We start from the raw sequence: 14,828 nt of genomic DNA, 5'->3' as shown, positions 1-14,828 counted from the left end.
CGGGATGATGTTCGACCCGAACGCGCCGGTCGAGGTCGTCACGCTGCGTGACGAACGTGCGAGCGAGGCCGACGCGATCGGCCGCGTGATCCGCGCGGCGTTCGCGGGCGAGCCGCAGGGCGGGCAGGTCGAACGGCGCATCGTCGACACGCTGCGTGCGGACGGTGCGCTGAGCGTCTCGCTCGTCGCGGAGCGCGACGGACGTATCGTCGGGCACGTCGCGTTCTCGCCGGTCGCGATCGGCGGCGAGCCGGCCGGCAGCCAGCAGTGGTACGGGCTCGCGCCGCTCGCGGTGCGGCCCGATTGCCAGCGGCAAAGCATCGGCGCGGGGCTCGTGCGCACGGGGCTCGACGCGTTGCGCCGGCTCGGCGCGCGCGGCTGCGTGGTGCTCGGCGAGCCCGCGTATTACGCGCGTTTCGGGTTCGAACCGCACGGCGACATCGTGTTTCCGGGCGTGCCGGCCGAGTATTTTCTTGCGCTGTCGTTCGACGAATCGGCTCCGCTGCCGGCGGGCGACGTGCGCTATCACGACGTGTTCTATCCCGCCGCGTAGCGAACGTCGCGCGCGGGTAACGCCTGGCATGGAAAAGCCGCTCTTCGGAGCGGTTTTTTATTGCGCGTCGGCCCCGCACCATCGCGTCGCGCGACATCCGTTTCGTGCACGCCAAAAGAAAAAGCCGCTCCGAAGAGCGGCTTTTCGATGCGCGTGCGACGCGCGCCGGCGTTACTGGATCTTCGCCTGCTGGCGCAGACCTTCCTCGAACGCCTGCAGCTTCTGCTGCACGAGCTGCTGCGCGATCTGCGCCTTCACCTGGTCGAACGGCGGCGGCGCGATGTCGCGGATGTCGTCGACGCGGATGATGTGCCAGCCGAACTGCGTCTTCACCGGCGTGTCGGTCATCTGGCCTTTCTGCAGCTTCTGCGCGGCCGCCGCGAATTCCGGCACGTACGCCTTCGGATCGGACCAGTCGAGATCGCCGCCGTTCTTGCCCGAACCCGGATCCTTCGAGTATTGCTTCGCGAGATCCTCGAACTTCGCGCCGCCCTTGATCTTCGCGATCAGGTCCTTCGCCTGCTGCTCGCTCTCGACGAGGATGTGGTGCAGGTGGTACTCGCGGTTGCCGCCCACGCCCTTGACGAGTTCGTCGTAGCGCGCCTTCACTTCGGCGTCGGTCGGCTGGTTCTTCTTCAGGAAGCTCTCGATCATCGAGCGCAGCACGACGGTCTGCTGCGCGACGGCGACTTGCGCCTTCACGTCCGGACGGTTCGGGATGCCTTCGCGGATCGCTTCCTGCATCAGGATTTCGCGGTTCACGAGTTCCTGGCGCACGGCCTGCTGCAGTTGCGGGCCGTCGGTCTGGCCTTGCTGGACGAGCTGCGCGACCATCGCGTCGGCGCGCGACTTCGGAATCGGCGTGCCGTTGACGACGGCGATGTTCTGGGCAAATGCCGGTGCCGCTGCAAACGCAGCCGCCGCGACCCACAGGCGGGGGGATTTCAGGATCATCGGGAATTCCTAATGAGACTAGATTGAAGATTCGTTGAATTCTTCGGGCGTGTAAGCCACGATCGCGAGCGCGTGAATGCCGCGCTGCATCGCATCAGCGAGCGCATCATACACCAGCCGGTGCCGCGCGACGCGCGGTTTGCCCGCGAACGCGGACGATACGATCGTGACCGTGAAATGGCCGCCGGCGGCCGCGCCCGCATGGCCCGCGTGCTGTGCGCTGTCGTCGCGCACGGTGAGCGACAGCGGCGCGAGCGACGCGGTGAGGCGCGCTTCGATCAGCGCGATGCGTTCGTCGGCGGAGGCGTGGAGAAAGGCGTCGCTCATGTCATTCGTCCTTCAGGTACTTCGTGAGCCACAGGCTCTGCAGGATGATGAACACGACCATCGCGCCCGTCGTACCGAACAGCTTGAAGTTCACCCATTGCGACTCGGTGAAGTTGTGCACCACGTACAGGTTCGCGACGCCGAGCACCGCGAAGAACGATGCCCACGCGACGTTCAGCTTGTCCCACACGGGGACGGGCAGCGTGAGCTGCTTGCCCATCATCTTCTCGATCAGGTTCTTGCTGAACGCATAACGCGCGGCGAGCAACCCGATCGCAAACAGCCAGTACAGCACAGTCGGTTTCCATTGAATGAATTTCTCGTCATGCAGGACGAGGGTGGCGCCGCCGAACACGACGATCACGCCGAGGCTGACCCACAGCATCGTGTCGACCTTCCGGTGCCGGAAGGCGACCCACGCGACCTGGGCCAGCGTCGCGACGATCGCGACAGCGGTGGCGGTGAAGATGCCCCAGACCTTGAAGGCTACAAAAAACAGGATGATCGGAAACAGATCGAACAGGAATTTCATGGCGCTCGCAGCTGCGTGACGGGCTGCTGGCGCAGCCTGTCATCGTTGTAGGGACCCGCCAGGCATCGCCGTCGCGGAGCGGGGCGGCCGGCCCGCGGCTGGCCGCCCGGCAGATCCGCCCGGCGCCGCTCATTCGTTTTCGGGTCGGGACTCGAAGTTTAACGCAGCCGAATTGATGCAGTACCGCAAACCGGTCTGGTCGCGCGGGCCGTCTTCGAACACGTGGCCCAGATGGGCGCCGCAGTGGTTGCAGCGCACCTCGACGCGCACCATCCCGTGCGAGTAGTCGACCTTCTTGTCGATCACCTCGCCGTTGAGCGGCTTGAAATAGCTGGGCCAGCCGCAGCCCGAATGGAACTTGGCGCCGGATTCGAACAGCGGCGTGCTGCAGACGACGCACTTGTAGATGCCGGCATCCTCGGTGTCGGTGTATTCGCCGGTGAACGCGCGCTCGGTCGCCGCGTGTTGCGTGACCTCGTACTGCATCGGCGTGAGCCGGCGGCGCAGCTCGGCGTCGTCCTTCTGGTACGGGAAGGTCTTGTCGTCGGAATCGTGGGACATGGGGTTCTCCTGATCGGTCGGTCGAGATGTGCGGGTTGCGGGCTCAGGACGAGCAGCTCACTTCGAGCGTGCCGGCCCAGTCGGGCGGCAACGCCGCATACGCTTCATGCTCCGGTTGTTCGTCGAACGGGCGGCGCAGGATCTGCGCGAGCCGCTCGACTTCCGAAAAATCCTTTTCCTTCGCGCGCCGGATCGCAACTTCGGCCAGATGGTTGCGAAGCACGTATTTGGGGTTCGCGCGGTTCATTGCAACCGCGCGCGCCGCGTCGTCGCGCGTTTCCTCGGACAGCCGCGCGCGGTAGAGGTTCGCCCAGGCGTCGAACGCTTCGCGGTCGATGAACAGGTCGCGCACCGGTGCGTCGCGGCTCGCGTCGTGCTTCGAGAGCTGCGCGAGCCGGCGGAACGTCAGCGTGAAATCCGCATGGCTCGCATGCATCGTCTCGAGCAGCTTGTTCGCGAGGTCGGCGTCGCCGTCGCGTTCGAGCGCGAGGCCGAGCTTCGCGCGCATCGCGCGTTCGAGCGCGGGGCCGAAGTGTTCCGGAAACTTCGCGAGTACGGCCTGGGCGTCGTCCACCGCGCGCTCGGCGCGCGCATCGTCGTCGGCGATGCCGTGCTGCAGCCCGATCAGCGGCAGCAGCGCCTGCGCGAGGCAGTAGCAGTTCCAGTGCGCGATGCGCGGCTGCATCCGGTACGCATAGCGGCCGCTGGTGTCCGAGTGGTTGCAGATGTGGTTCGCGTCGAATGCATCGACGAAGCCGAACGGGCCGTAGTCGATCGTCACGCCGAGGATCGACATGTTGTCGGTGTTCATCACGCCGTGGCAGAAGCCGACGGCCTGCCATTGCGCGACGAGCTCGGCCGTGCGTAGCGTCGCGGCTTCGAGCAGCGCGAGGTACGGATCGTCCGCGTCGCGGCAGGCCGGATAGAAGCGGTCGATCACGTGATCGGCAAGCTGACGCAGCAGGTCGGGGCGATCGTTCGAGAAGAAGTGCTCGAAGTGGCCGAAGCGCACGAAGCTTTCCGACACGCGCGTGACGACGGCCGCCGTCTCGATCTCCTCGCGCACCACCGGCTGGTCGGAGCCGATTACCGTCAGCGCGCGCGTGGTCGGGATGCCGAGGTGATGCATCGCTTCCGAGCACAGGAATTCGCGAATCGACGAGCGCAGCACCGCGCGGCCGTCGCCCATCCGCGAGTACGGCGTGCGGCCGCCGCCCTTGATCTGCAGTTCGTAGCGCCGGCCGTCGGCGCCGGGCAACTCGCCGATCGTCAGCGCGCGGCCGTCGCCGAGCTGGCCGGCCCACACGCCGAACTGATGGCCGGAATAGACCGACGCGTACGGCAGCGCGTGCGCGGGCCAGTCGCGCGTCGGGTTGCCGGCGAACAGCTCGGCGAAGCCGGGCTGCGCGGCGATCGCGGGCGGCAGGTCGAGCAGTTGTGCGACTTCGTCGGAAAAGCCGACGACGTAAGGCGCGGCAAGCGGCGCGGCCGGCAACCGCGTATGAAACGCGTCGCCGAGCGTGACGAACGCGCGCTCGGCGGGCGCGCCGAGCGTCGCGGCGAGGTCGGGAAGGGTGTCAGCCGCATCGGCTGCGCTTCGGGAAAACGACATGTTGAGCGCCTCTGGGTAAGCCGATATTGTAAGGCGGCGTCGCGCCGCCCGCATGGCGGCCCGCGCATCGTGCGCCACGCCCGTCCGGGCCGCCGACGGGCGCGCATGAGGGCTGCTTCCGGACGGAAACGGCCGCCAGGCTGGTCACCGATTCGCATCCTCACGGAGAACAAGACGATGGGTAAGCCGTTGCTGGGCCAGATGATGGATGTGCCGCTGCTGGTGTCGTCGCTGATTGCGCATGCCGCGCGGCACGCCGGCGACACGGAGATCGTGTCGAAGCGCGTGGAAGGCGACCTGCATCGCTATACGTACCGCGATTGCGAACGCCGCGCGAAGCAACTGGCGCAGGCGCTCGCGCGGCTCGGCGTCGAAACCGGCGACCGCGTCGGCACGCTGGCGTGGAACGGCTACCGGCATCTGGAAGCGTATTACGGGATCGGCGGGGTGGGCGCCGTTTGCCACACGATCAACCCGCGCCTGTTTCCCGAACAGATCGCGTACATCGTCAATCACGCGGAAGACCGCTACGTCTTCTTCGACATCAATTTCGCGCCGCTCGTCGATGCGATCGCGCCGCAATGTCCGCACGTGAAGGGCTGGATCGCGATGACGGACGCCGCGCACCTGCCGTCCGGCGCGACGCCGTTCCTCTGCTACGAAACGCTCGTCGAAGCCGAGGACGGCCGCTACGACTGGCCGCGCCTCGACGAGCAGCAGGCGTCGGGGCTCTGCTACACGTCGGGGACGACCGGCAACCCGAAGGGTGTGTTGTACTCGCATCGCTCGACCGTGCTGCATGCATACGGCGCCGCGCTGCCCGACGCGATGAACCTGTCCGCGATGGATGCCGTGCTGCCCGTCGTGCCGATGTTCCACGTCAACGCGTGGGGGCTGCCGTACGCGGTGCCGCTCACCGGCGGCAAGCTGGTGCTGCCCGGCAAGGATCTCGACGGGAAATCGCTGTACGAACTGATGGAGGCCGAGCGCGTGACGTTCTCCGCAGGCGTGCCGACCGTGTGGCTCGGCTTGCTGAACCACATGCGCGAGGCCGGCGTGCGTTTCTCGACGCTGAACCGCACGGTGATCGGCGGCTCCGCGTGCCCGCCCGCGATGCTGCGCACGTTCGAGGACGAATACGGCGTGCGCGTGATCCATGCGTGGGGGATGACCGAACTGTCGCCGCTCGGCACGCTCGCGAAGCTCAACTGGGCGCAGTCGCAGCGGCCGCTCGACGCGCAACGCCGGCTGCTCGAAAAGCAGGGGCGCGTGATCTGCGGCGTCGACATGCGGATCGTCGGCGAGGACGGCCGCGAGCTGCCGTGGGACGGCGTCGCGTTCGGCGAACTGCAGGTACGCGGTCCGTGGGTGATCGACCACTACTTTCGCGGCGATGCGTCGCCGCTGTCGGACGGTTGGTTCCCGACCGGCGACGTCGCGACGATCGACCCCGACGGCTTCCTGCAGATCACCGACCGCAGCAAGGACGTGATCAAGTCGGGCGGCGAATGGATCAGCTCGATCGACATCGAGAACGTCGCGATCGCGCATCCCGGGGTGGCCGAAGCCGCGTGTATCGCGTGCGCGCACCCGAAATGGACCGAGCGGCCGCTGCTCGTCGTGGTGCCGCGCGACGGCGCGAACCTGACGCGCGACGCGCTGCTCGCGTTCTACGAAGGCAAGGTCGCGAAGTGGTGGATCCCCGACGACGTCGTGTTCGTCGAAGCGCTGCCGCACACCGCGACCGGCAAGCTGCAGAAGCTGAAGCTGCGCGAGACGTTCCGCGATTACGTGTTGCCGACGGCAGCGTGCGCGCCATAAGCCGCGTGTCTGGGGCGCCGCCTGCCCGCGAACCGGTCGCCGATCCGTCCCCGGATCGGGCACGAAATTCAAATTGAACGACCGTGCTTTTTCGTTGTATGCTGCCTGCGTTCATTCGGACATGCGGCCGTTCGACCGCGCACAATGAAGCGCAGCCAATCCGGCGCGCGATGCATGGAGGCAGGCAGATGGCAGTGGATTACTCGACTCGCGACGGCGTGGCCGTCATCACGCTCAACAATCCGCCCGTCAACGGGCTCGGCCTGTCGACCCGCCAGGGCGTCATGGACGCGCTCGATCGCGCCGCGCAGGATTCGTCGGTCACGGCCATCGTGCTGACCGGCGCGGGCCGCGCGTTCTCGGGCGGCGCCGACATCACCGAATTCAATACGCCGAAGGCGCTGCAGGAGCCGACGCTGCACACCGTGATCCGCGCGGTGGAGGCGAGCGCGAAGCCGGTCGTCGCGGCGCTGCACAGCGTCGTGATGGGCGGCGGGCTGGAACTCGCGCTCGGCGCGCACTACCGGGTCGCCGCGCCGGGCGCGCAGGTCGCGCTGCCCGAAGTGAAGCTCGGGCTGCTGCCGGGCGCGGGCGGCACGCAACGGCTGCCGCGTGCGGTGGGGCTCGAAACCGCGCTGAACATGATCGTGTCGGGCGCGCCGGTGCCGTCGGAGCAACTCGCGAAGAGCGGGCTGTTCGACGAGATGGCCGACGGCGACCTGCTCGACGCGGCCGTCGCGTTCGCACGCAGGGTCGGCGCGCAGAACGGGCCGCATCCGCGCGTGCGTGATCGCCAGATCGTCCACGAGAACGCGGCGGGCTTCATTCAGTTCGCACGCAACTCCGCGCGGGCCGCCGCGCCGAATTTCCCCGCGCCGCACAAGTGCATCGATGCGGTCGAGGCCGGCGTGCTGAACGGCTTCGACAAGGGCAGCGTCGCGGAACGCGACGGCTTCGTCGCGCTGATGATGACGCCGGAAAGCCGCGCGCTGCGCCATGCGTTCTTCGGCGAGCGCGCGGCGAGCAAGATTCCCGACGTGCCGGCCGATACGCCGCTGCGCGAGATCCGCCGGGTCGGCGTGATCGGCGCGGGCACGATGGGCGGCGGGATCGCGATGAACTTCGTCAACGCCGGGCTGCCCGTCACGCTGCTCGAGACGAAGCAGGATGCGCTCGAGCGCGGCCTCGCGACGATCCGCAGGAACTACGACGCGCAGGTGAAGAAGGGCAAGCTCACGCAGGAGAAGCTCGACGCGCGCATCGCGCTGATCACGCCGACGCTGTCTTACGACGACCTGAAGGACGCCGACCTGATCGTCGAAGCGGTGTTCGAGGAACTCGGCGTGAAGGAGCAGGTGTTCAAGAAGCTCGACGAAATCGCGAAGCCGGGTGCGATCCTCGCGTCGAACACGTCGACGCTCGACGTCGACAAGATCGCGGCGTTCACGAAGCGTCCGCAGGACGTCGTCGGCATGCACTTCTTCAGCCCGGCGAACGTGATGAAGCTGCTCGAGGTCGTGCGCGGCGCGCAGACCGCGAAGGACGTGCTCGCGACCGTGATGGCGGTGGCGAAGAAGATCCGCAAGACGGCGGTCGTGTCGGGCGTGTGCGACGGCTTCATCGGCAACCGGATGATCGAGCAGTACATCCGCCAGGCGCTGTTCATGCTCGAGGAGGGCGCGCTGCCCGCGCAGGTCGATCGCGCGATCGAGAAGTTCGGCTTCGCGATGGGGCCGTTCCGGATGAGCGACCTCGCCGGCAACGACATCGGCTGGGCGATCCGCAAGCGCCGCTACGTCGAGCAGCCCGATCTGCACTATTCGAAGATCGCCGACCGTCTGTGCGAACAGGGCCGCTTCGGCCAGAAGACGGGCGCCGGCTGGTACGACTACGTGCCGGGCGACCGCAAGGCGAAGCCGTCGCCGCTCGTCGACGAGATGGTCGTCGCGTACTCGAAGGAGCGCGGCGTCGAGCGGCGCAAGATCGGCGACGACGAGATCGTCGAGCGGCTGGTGTTCGCGCTCGTCAACGAAGGCGCGAAGATCCTCGAGGAGAAGATCGCGTCGAAGGCGTCCGACATCGACATGGTGTACCTGACCGGCTATGGCTTCCCGCTGTGGCGCGGCGGCCCGATGCTGTACGCGGACATGGTCGGCCTCTACAACGTCGAGCGCGCGATTCGCCGCTATGCGGCCGCGCCGAACGGCGACGCATGGCAGCTCGCGCCGTCGATCGCGGAACTGGCGAAGGCCGGCCGCGGGTTCAACGGCTGACGCCGCCGCATCGCGGCGCGACCGATCCTGTCTGGAGATACGCAATGAAACGCACCGACGACGTCCTGCTCGTGATCGACGTGCAATACGACTTCATGCCGGGCGGCGCGCTCGCGGTGCCCGACGGCGATGCGGTCGTGCCGGTGATCAACGCGCTCGCGCAACGCTTCGACCAGGTCGTGCTCACGCAGGACTGGCACCCGCGCGAGCACGTGTCGTTCGCGGCGAACCACCCGGGCCGCGAGCCGTTCTCGACGCTCGCGCTGCCGTACGGCGAGCAGGTGCTGTGGCCCGTGCACTGCGTGCAGGACACCGACGGCGCGGCGCTGCATCGCGACCTCGACATCCCGCACGCGAGGCTCGTGATCCGCAAGGGGGGCGACGCGCAGGTCGACAGCTATTCCGCGTTCGTCGAAGCCGACCGCACGACGCGCACGGGGCTCGCGGGTTATCTGCGCGAGCTCGGCGCGAAGCGCGTGTGGTGCTGCGGGCTCGCGACCGACTATTGCGTCGCGTGGTCGGCGCTCGATGCGCGCGCGGCCGGTTTCGAAGCCGCGGTGATCAACGACGCGTGCCGGGCGATCGACCTGAACGGGTCGCTCGCGCACGCATGGCTGCAGATGCAGGCAGCGGGCGTCGCGCATGCGACGTCCGCCAGCGCGCGCCCGGCGGCGTAGCGCAGACCCCAACATGAAGCAGGACCGAAGGAGACTCGCATGACCGAAGCCGTAATCGTATCGACCGCACGCACGCCGCTCGCGAAATCCTGGCGCGGCGCCTTCAACATGACGCACGGCGCGACGCTCGGCGGCCACGTGGTCGCGGCCGCGCTCGAGCGCGCGAAGCTCGACCCGGCGCGCGTCGAGGACGTGATCATGGGCTGCGCGAACCCCGAAGGCGCGACGGGCGCGAACATCGCGCGGCAGATCGCGCTGCGCGCCGGGTTGCCGGTGAGCGTGCCGGGGATGACGGTGAACCGTTTCTGTTCGTCGGGGCTGCAGACCATCGCGCTGGCCGCGCAGCGGATCATCGCGGGCGAAGGCGAGATCTATGTGGCCGGCGGCGTCGAATCGATCTCGTGCGTGCAGAACGAGATGAACCGGCACATGATCCAGGAAGGCTGGCTCGTCCAGCACAAGCCCGAGATCTACTGGAACATGCTGCAAACCGCCGAGAACGTCGCGAAGCGCTACGGGATCTCGAAGGAGCGTCAGGACGCGTACGGCGTGCAGTCGCAACTGCGGGCCGCGGCCGCGCAGGAAGCCGGGCGTTTCCGCGACGAGATCGTGCCGATCACCGTGCTCGCGGGCATCGCCGACAAGGCGACGGGCCGCCTGTTCACGCAGGAAGTGACGGTCTCGGCCGACGAAGGCATCCGCCCCGACACGACGCTCGAAGGCGTGTCGAAGATCCGTTCGGCCGTGCCGGGCGGCGTGATCACCGCGGGCAATGCGAGCCAGTTCTCGGACGGCGCGTCGGCATGCGTCGTGATGAGCGCCGAGGCGGCGCAGCGCGAAGGGCTGCAGCCGCTGGGCGCGTTCCGCGGCTTCGCGGTGGCCGGCTGCGAACCGGATGAAATGGGCATCGGCCCGGTGTTCGCCGTGCCCAAGCTGCTGAAGCAGGCCGGGCTGACAGTCGACGACATCGGCCTGTGGGAATTGAACGAGGCGTTCGCGGTGCAGGTGCTGTACTGCCGCGATACACTCGGGATTCCTGAGGACCGCCTGAACGTGAACGGCGGCGCGATCGCCGTCGGCCATCCGTACGGCGTGTCAGGCGCGCGCCTGACCGGCCATGCGCTGATCGAGGGCAAGCGGCGCGGCGTGAAGTACGTGGTCGTCACGATGTGCATCGGCGGCGGGCAGGGCGCGGCCGGCCTCTTCGAAATCCTCTGATCTTTGACCGGCGGCGGCCGCGGTCGCGCTTCGGCGTCGCCGCGCGCCGCCGCAGCGAATCGGCGCGACCGATGCGCCATTCGAAACGATCGGGAAGCAAAAGGCATGCACCCGGCAATGCCGTTTCCCCTGACTTGTCAAACGAATTACCCCTCCTATACTTGCTCTGACATTTGCCTTTCGGCACGATGGGCCGGATCGCGCGTGGGGGCACGATCCGTCCCGAGAAGATTCCAGCCAACGCAGCAGACCGACCGGGGACCGAATGAGTACGACCTATGCAGCCGGGGAACCGCCGCGCGTCGTCAGCGCGGCCGTCAGGCTCTACGCGAAATGCCTGCTGGTCGGATTCGCGTTGCTGCCGGCCTATCTGATTGCCTATCTGTGGTTCTTCAGCGACCGGAGCGTCGTGTTCGAGAACCACGCCTTCCATGAAATCGCGATCGCGGCGGCGACGATCGAAGGCGCGTTCGTCACCTACGTGACGTGGGTGTGTTACCGGTCGTCCGGCGAGCCGCTGCTGCGCTGGCTGACGCTCGGTTTTCTCGGCTTCGCGATGATCTACGCGCTGCACGGCGCGTTCACCGGGATGGCGCACCACAATATCTGGCTGTTCCTGCTGTACGGGCCCGCGTCGCGGTTCGTGATGTCGGCGCTGCTGCTCACGGGGCTGCTGTCGTATTCGCGTCCGCCCGACCGGCTCGACAAGCGCACGAGTGTGCGGACGTGGCTGCCGTGGATCGTGTTCTTCCTGATCGTGAACGTGGCGGTCGCGTACGTCGCGTATTCGCCGGTCGCGGGTGCGCTCGGCACGCGGCTGTCGATGGAAGGCGGCGCACTGGTGTTCTCGCTGCTGAACGTGGGCCTGCTGCTCGCACGGCGGATCCGCTCGCCGCTGATGGTGATCTACGGCGTGTCGATCATGGCGTTCGCGCTGTCGTCGCTCGCGTTCATCCTCGGCAAGCCGTGGAATCACATGTGGTGGCTCGCGCACGCGATCTTCGCGGGCGGGTTCTTCCTGTTGAGCTACGGCGTCGTGCAGGCGCTGCAGACGACGCGCTCGTTCTCGGCGATCTACAGCCAGGAAGACCTGATGAGCCGGCTGTCGGAATCGATGGCGCGCACCGAAAGCGCGCTGCAGGAGTTGCGGCGTACGAATCAGAAGCTCGAGTACATGGCCGCGACCGACCCGATGACGGGCGCGTCGAACCGCCGCCAGTTCATCGCGCAGGTCGAGCGCGAAATCGTGCGGGCCGAGCGCGACGGCACGCCGTTCTGCCTGCTCGCGCTCGATCTCGACAATTTCAAGAACATCAACGATGCCTATGGGCACCAGATCGGCGACGAGGTGCTGCGCGGCGTCGTGCGCCAGTGCCTCGAGGCGATCCGGCCGGCGGGCGCGCTCGCGCGGGTCGGCGGCGAGGAATTCATGGCGCTCTTGCCCGAGATGCCGCTCGAAGGCGCGCGGATGACGGCCGAGCGCGTGCGTTCGTCGATCGCGAGTGCGCCGTTCGGGCTGGACTTCAAGCGCGTGCAGGTGACGGTCAGCGTCGGCGTCGCGCAATACGGCGTCGACGGCGGCACGGTCGATGCGCTGCTGCGGGCGGTCGACGAGCGGCTGTACCAGGCGAAACGGGAAGGGCGCAACCGCGTGGTGTCGCGCTGATCCGCATGTCATCGACACCCCGGCGACGGGCGCGCCCCCGGGGCTTTGGCGGGCCGGTGGCGGCGCCGGCCGGCACGCGCGCGGCGACGCGCTAGCGCGACGCCACCGCCGTCGCCTGCTTCGGCAGCCCGCCCTGCATCGGCTGCGACGCTTGCCACCAGTACTTGCCCGCGCGCTGCTGCGGATCGCGGATCGCGAGATACGTCGTACTCCAGAGCTGCGCCGCGTTGGCTTCGGTCGCATCGGCGCTGCGCGTGCCGAATGCGTCGGTCTGGTACTTGCCGTTCACGTAGGACCACGTCCACATTTCCGACGTGCGCATGTCGCGTCCGTTCGAGATCACCTGCCAGATCGTCTGCCGCGCCTGCGTGAGCAGCGTGCGTGTCGCGGCCGACAGGTCCTGGCGCGCCAGCTGGCGATCGAGCCCGGCCACCCACATCGCCTGCTGCCACGACCAGATCACCGTGCCGTGATACGCGGAACTCGTGAACTTCGGCCACAGCGACGGGTTCGCATACGCGGGGTTCGCGATCAGCATCCCGACATCGGTCACGAGGCCGGTCGGGAACGGCCGCGTGACGTCGGCGACGATCCGCTGGAGCTGATCGTCCGGCGGCGTGCCGAAGAGCAGCGCGAAGCCGCCGTCCGAATTCATCACCGGGATCGGGTTGCCCTGCTGGTCGAGCGACAGCGCGTAGAAGGCCTGCGACGCGTTGGGCGCGGCGCCGGCCGGCACGCCGGCGGACGGCGCATAGGCCGACACGTCGGCGGCCGCCTGCGCGGCCGGCACGCTGACCTGGAACAGCGGCGGCGCCTGCGTTTCCCACGTGGCCGCTTCGTTCGCCGTGTTGGCGAGCGTCGCGCGCTGCCCGGCATCGAGATACGGATCGAGCAGGCCGCGGGCGAGAAACGCGTTCGCCGCGCGCAGCGCGGCCGGCACGAGCACCGCGTTCACGTCGTACGGGTACACGCCGCCGCCGAGGCCGTCGGTGCTGTCGCGCCAGTTGCCGACGATTTCACCGGGCCGCAGGTGAATCAGGTTCGCAACCGACGGCTGCTGCGCGAACGGCTGCGCGGTCGTCGCGACGTGCAGCAGATTGACGACGAGGCGGCTGCCGTTGGTCTGCCCGTCGCTGCCGCGCTGCGCCAGATAGGCTGCCGCACGCGCCTGGCCGCGCGTATCGTCGATCAGCCACGCGGCCGCGATCGGCGCGAGCAGGTAGTCGCTGTCGATCATCTTGTAGTCGTAGGTCGGTGTCGGATCGTTCGGTCGCCCGTTCTTCTGGTTGTCGACCAGCGCGAATTCGCCGATGCCTTCCTCGTGCGCGACCTTGCCGTCGGCCGACAGGCGGCTCAGCACCGACGACAGCCCGGCCTCGATCGCAGCGGGTTCGAGCACGGGCATCAGCATGCGGACCGAAATCAGCGTGTCACGGCCGAAGTACGTGTCGTACTGCCACGAGCCCGCCAACAGCTTGTCGTTGAAGCTCAGGAATTCGAGCACGTTCTGGCTGACCGGGTCGGGATTCACCGACGGGGCGAACAGGTCGGCGTGCGTGATCGGCGACAGCGGCGTCTCGCCCGACAGCACATCGATGTGCAGCTTCAGCGTGTGCGAGCCCGCCGGCGCGTTCAGCACGAGCTTGCCGCCCGCTGCCGGCGCGATGCTGCCGCCGTCGCGCAGCGTGATGCGCAGCGCATAGCCGGGCGCGCCGTCGAGCCGGTCGCGTTGCCATTGCGCGGTGCCGCCCTGGACCGTCGGCGCGGTGAGGATCTGCGGCGGAATCGTTGCGCCGCCGTTGAAGTCGCGCAGGAAGCGCACGTTGCTGAGCACGCCCTGGCGGATCGTCAGCGTAGCGGTGTCGACCGACACGTCGGCGCCGATGCCGTACAGCGGGCGGCCGTGTGCGTCCGGCGCCGACAGCGCGGACGGCGGCGTGTCGAGAGTCCAGTTCACCGGCTGCGCGGTGTCGTCGAACCACAGCCCGGTGCCGCTGTTGCCGGCGGGGAAGACCACGAGCAGGCGCGGCTTCGTCGACGAGCGTACCAGCAGGTGTGCGGCGACCTTGTCCTGCCGGTAGAACGCGTTGATCTGGCCGCCGGTATCCATGCGGAACGACAACGCGGCGGTGTTCGACGGCGAGGTGGTCGACCGGACGTCGTCGTCGTTGCAGGCCGACAGCAGGCCGGCGCAGACGAACCCGAGACACAGCGACTTCGCAAGGCGATGCATGTTCATGTCCCTCCTGATGACTGGCGATTTTTTATCCGGATATCTAATGGGCGGATCTTGGGTCCGTTGGGTGCTGCTTTGCATTCACTCTCGCGAATGACTGGAGTGAATGAGGGTATTGCGTTTCTTCGAAAGGAAAATGAGTTGGCAAATAACCGAGTGGCCGATATATGCCGAAAGCTGAAAACGACAGGGGCGCACGTCGATGCCCCGCGGGAAGGTCGATACAACGGGCCTTCGTGCAGGTGAGTGGCGAATCCGGAGCGGCGAGGAAAACGATACGTAAGCCGTCGTAGGCGATTCTAAATTTGCGGGAAAGTCGAAGTCAATAATGTTTTTGTCTTCCAATATTGGATTGAAATCCGGTCGCAATTATTACTCGTTGCGCCGGTAAAATGTGC

Annotated in this window: 12 protein-coding genes; 6 read left to right on the top strand and 6 right to left on the bottom strand. The window is 67.6% G+C overall.

Features of this window, described 5'->3' with window-relative positions; all coding sequences use genetic code 11:
* Positions 1-4 precede the first annotated feature (4 nt).
* Entirely contained in the window at positions 5-553 is a 549-nt protein-coding gene (locus tag CFB81_RS09650; RefSeq protein ID WP_089435163.1) for a GNAT family N-acetyltransferase, read from the top strand.
* Positions 554-724: 171 nt separating this feature from the next.
* Here the strand turns inward: CFB81_RS09650 and CFB81_RS09645 are convergent, their stop codons facing one another.
* The 5 genes from CFB81_RS09645 to CFB81_RS09625 all read right to left on the bottom strand — a co-directional run bounded on the left by CFB81_RS09645 (position 725) and on the right by CFB81_RS09625 (position 4,539).
* A complete protein-coding gene (locus CFB81_RS09645) occupies positions 725-1,507 on the bottom strand; it encodes a peptidylprolyl isomerase (RefSeq protein ID WP_069617783.1) in 783 nt (260 codons plus the stop codon).
* An 18-nt stretch (positions 1,508-1,525) separates the two neighbouring features.
* Positions 1,526-1,834 carry a BolA family transcriptional regulator gene (locus tag CFB81_RS09640; protein ID WP_050013273.1) on the bottom strand — a complete coding sequence of 103 codons (309 nt, stop codon included), beginning with the start codon at positions 1,832-1,834 and terminating at the stop codon, positions 1,526-1,528.
* A gap of 1 nt (position 1,835) precedes the next feature.
* Positions 1,836-2,366, bottom strand: coding sequence for a septation protein A (locus CFB81_RS09635; RefSeq protein ID WP_089435162.1), 531 nt, complete (start codon positions 2,364-2,366; stop codon positions 1,836-1,838).
* 129 nt (positions 2,367-2,495) lie between these two features.
* Entirely contained in the window at positions 2,496-2,927 is a 432-nt protein-coding gene (gene msrB, locus CFB81_RS09630; RefSeq protein ID WP_089435161.1) for a peptide-methionine (R)-S-oxide reductase MsrB, read from the bottom strand.
* A gap of 43 nt (positions 2,928-2,970) precedes the next feature.
* Positions 2,971-4,539, bottom strand: a complete 1,569-nt coding sequence (locus tag CFB81_RS09625) for a YdiU family protein (protein ID WP_089435160.1) — start codon at positions 4,537-4,539, stop codon at positions 2,971-2,973.
* Positions 4,540-4,716: 177 nt separating this feature from the next.
* Between CFB81_RS09625 and CFB81_RS09620 the strand changes: the two genes are divergently transcribed.
* The 5 genes from CFB81_RS09620 (at position 4,717) to CFB81_RS09600 (ending at position 12,194) form a co-directional block, all read left to right on the top strand.
* Positions 4,717-6,360, top strand: a complete 1,644-nt coding sequence (locus CFB81_RS09620; RefSeq protein ID WP_089435159.1) for a 3-(methylthio)propionyl-CoA ligase — start codon at positions 4,717-4,719, stop codon at positions 6,358-6,360.
* Between the two features lie 188 nt (positions 6,361-6,548).
* On the top strand, positions 6,549-8,633 hold the full coding sequence (locus CFB81_RS09615) for a 3-hydroxyacyl-CoA dehydrogenase NAD-binding domain-containing protein (protein WP_089435158.1): 2,085 nt from the start codon (positions 6,549-6,551) through the stop codon (positions 8,631-8,633).
* 44 nt (positions 8,634-8,677) lie between these two features.
* Positions 8,678-9,310: a bifunctional nicotinamidase/pyrazinamidase gene (gene pncA / locus CFB81_RS09610; protein WP_089435157.1), complete on the top strand. Its 633-nt coding sequence runs from the start codon at positions 8,678-8,680 to the stop codon at positions 9,308-9,310.
* A gap of 39 nt (positions 9,311-9,349) precedes the next feature.
* The gene (locus CFB81_RS09605) at positions 9,350-10,528 is read left to right on the top strand and encodes an acetyl-CoA C-acyltransferase (RefSeq protein WP_069617789.1); all 1,179 of its coding nucleotides are present in this window, start codon (positions 9,350-9,352) and stop codon (positions 10,526-10,528) included.
* Between the two features lie 265 nt (positions 10,529-10,793).
* A complete protein-coding gene (locus CFB81_RS09600) occupies positions 10,794-12,194 on the top strand; it encodes a sensor domain-containing diguanylate cyclase (RefSeq protein ID WP_069617790.1) in 1,401 nt (466 codons plus the stop codon).
* A 91-nt stretch (positions 12,195-12,285) separates the two neighbouring features.
* Here CFB81_RS09600 and CFB81_RS09595 read toward each other — a convergent pair whose 3' ends face one another.
* On the bottom strand, positions 12,286-14,427 hold the full coding sequence (locus CFB81_RS09595; protein ID WP_089435362.1) for a hypothetical protein: 2,142 nt from the start codon (positions 14,425-14,427) through the stop codon (positions 12,286-12,288).
* Between the last annotated feature and the right edge of the window lie 401 nt (positions 14,428-14,828).

The sequence above is a fragment of the Burkholderia sp. AU28863 genome, from assembly GCF_002223195.1.
Lineage (GTDB): Bacteria > Pseudomonadota > Gammaproteobacteria > Burkholderiales > Burkholderiaceae > Burkholderia > Burkholderia sola.
Note: the sequence above shows the minus strand (reverse complement) of the source record. Positions and strands in the feature narration are given on the sequence as shown.

Bases quoted from the DNA above. Each gene is read 5' to 3' on its own strand.
- CFB81_RS09625 (WP_089435160.1), bottom strand. From the start codon at position 4,539: ATGTCGTTTTCCCGAAGCGCAGCCGATGCGGCTGACACCCTTCCCGAC.
- CFB81_RS09605 (WP_069617789.1), top strand. From the start codon at position 9,350: ATGACCGAAGCCGTAATCGTATCGACCGCACGCACGCCGCTCGCGAAA.
- CFB81_RS09645 (WP_069617783.1), bottom strand. From the start codon at position 1,507: ATGATCCTGAAATCCCCCCGCCTGTGGGTCGCGGCGGCTGCGTTTGCA.
- pncA (WP_089435157.1), top strand. From the start codon at position 8,678: ATGAAACGCACCGACGACGTCCTGCTCGTGATCGACGTGCAATACGAC.
- CFB81_RS09600 (WP_069617790.1), top strand. From the start codon at position 10,794: ATGAGTACGACCTATGCAGCCGGGGAACCGCCGCGCGTCGTCAGCGCG.
- msrB (WP_089435161.1), bottom strand. From the start codon at position 2,927: ATGTCCCACGATTCCGACGACAAGACCTTCCCGTACCAGAAGGACGAC.
- CFB81_RS09635 (WP_089435162.1), bottom strand. From the start codon at position 2,366: ATGAAATTCCTGTTCGATCTGTTTCCGATCATCCTGTTTTTTGTAGCC.
- CFB81_RS09595 (WP_089435362.1), bottom strand. From the start codon at position 14,427: ATGCATCGCCTTGCGAAGTCGCTGTGTCTCGGGTTCGTCTGCGCCGGC.
- CFB81_RS09640 (WP_050013273.1), bottom strand. From the start codon at position 1,834: ATGAGCGACGCCTTTCTCCACGCCTCCGCCGACGAACGCATCGCGCTG.
- CFB81_RS09620 (WP_089435159.1), top strand. From the start codon at position 4,717: ATGGGTAAGCCGTTGCTGGGCCAGATGATGGATGTGCCGCTGCTGGTG.
- CFB81_RS09650 (WP_089435163.1), top strand. From the start codon at position 5: ATGATGTTCGACCCGAACGCGCCGGTCGAGGTCGTCACGCTGCGTGAC.
- CFB81_RS09615 (WP_089435158.1), top strand. From the start codon at position 6,549: ATGGCAGTGGATTACTCGACTCGCGACGGCGTGGCCGTCATCACGCTC.